Below are 1,551 nucleotides of genomic sequence, written 5' to 3'. Positions count from 1 at the left end.
CGGGGTCTCCGGTATCGAATTTCAGTCCGACCAGGCGGGCGACAAGACCTTCAACCCGGGGACCGATTATTTGCTCCAGCCATCTGCGGTGTGCATCGGTGCGCCTGCTGGACTTTCCGTCCGGATAGTGGCCGCTGTCGTAGGCAGCGTGAAACATCGCGGCCAGGACAAGATCGACGCTTTTATCGAAATGCGCGGCCGATGACGCAGCTCCCACCGCATGGCAGATGAACGGCCGTCCTGTCTTGCGGTAGCGGCCGTTGAACATCGCGCAACACACACGATACGCCTTTTGCACCCGGGCGATATCGGCAACCGGATATCCAGCCTCGTATAGCTGCATGTAGAGCGCCGTATTGGTCTGGCGCGGAACGAACGGATCTTTCTTGGTCAACTTGTCCCCCCGGACTTTGTTAGATTTTCGTCAACTTTTCTCGGCAGAAGACGCACTGCTTCGCGATTTCCCTGCAGACTTGCAGTAGAATGAAACTGATCCCAAGCGTTTGGATCACCCTAGATCGTTACAAGTACGACAGGGAAAGTCCAGTCTAGGGGCTCTTGCAGGAAGCTTCGGCCGCGCGCTACCGATCCTGGCGATAGCTAATTTCAGATCCGCAAGCCGAACCTGATGCCGTCATAGATGGCGGCATGAATGTTGCGCGAGGCGACCGCGTCGCCGATGCGGAACAGAACAAAGCCGCCTTCTGGATTGCGCTTGGGAAAGATGTCGCCACCGCTCACCAGACGCTCGTAGTCGACCGCGCCGCCATTCTTCGACAGCGGCTTCAGCAAGAGGTATAGATCGTCGAGCGGTAGCGTACCGTGCTCGACCACCACCTGGTCGACCCTGCGCTCGCCGCGCCAGCCATCGGCGAAATCCGAAGCCAGCTCTGCGATCAGCTGGTTGCCCTCACGCCGCACCGAACGCAGCCGCGTGTTGATGGTTATGGTGACGCCCCCCTCCTGGAAGGCCCTGATATAGGGCACATGGTTCATGCCGCCCATTTCCGGGGCAAAGAAACGCTCCGGCGATACAAGCTCGAGCTTCGAGCCGGCATTGGCGATCAGTTCGGCGGCGCCCATGCCCTGATGGCCGCCATTGTCGTCATAGAGCAGCACATTTTCGGCCGGCTTGACGCTGCCGGCCATGATGTCCCAACTCGAGGTGACAAGGTTGTCGCCTGATGTCAGCGGCGGGTTCTGCGGCAGGCCGCCGGTAGCGACCACCACCACATCGGGCGACAGCGCCAGGACATCGTCTTTTTCCGCCCAGGTGTCGTAGCGGATCTCGACGCCGAGCCGGTCGAGTTCGGCCAGCCGCCAGTCGATGATGCCGATCAGCTCCTTGCGGCGCGGGTTCTGCGTCGCCAATCGCACCTGGCCGCCGGCCTGGCTCGATGCTTCAAGCACCATCACCTTGTGGCCGCGCTCAGCCGCGACCCGCGCAATCTCCAGCCCGCCGGCGCCGGCCCCGACGACCACGATTTTCTGCTTCGGTCCTTCGGTCTTGACGATGATATGCGGGATTTCGGCCTCGCGGCCGGTCGCGGC

General features: G+C 61.4%; 2 protein-coding genes. Both read right to left on the bottom strand.

Features of this window, described 5'->3' with window-relative positions:
* Nucleotides 1–394, bottom strand: a 394-nt coding sequence (locus tag EOC06_RS37035; protein ID WP_368773621.1) for a DUF6817 domain-containing protein, incomplete at its 3' end; no start/stop codon positions are given.
* Nucleotides 395–606: 212 nt separating this feature from the next.
* On the bottom strand, nt 607–1,551 hold a 945-nt coding region (locus EOC06_RS37030; protein ID WP_128310097.1), incomplete at its 5' end, for an FAD-dependent oxidoreductase.

Source organism: Mesorhizobium sp. M7A.F.Ca.MR.362.00.0.0 (assembly GCF_004023175.1).
GTDB lineage: Bacteria > Pseudomonadota > Alphaproteobacteria > Rhizobiales > Rhizobiaceae > Mesorhizobium.
The sequence above is the reverse complement of the archived record's forward strand: the minus strand, read 5'-3'. Positions and strand labels throughout refer to the sequence as shown.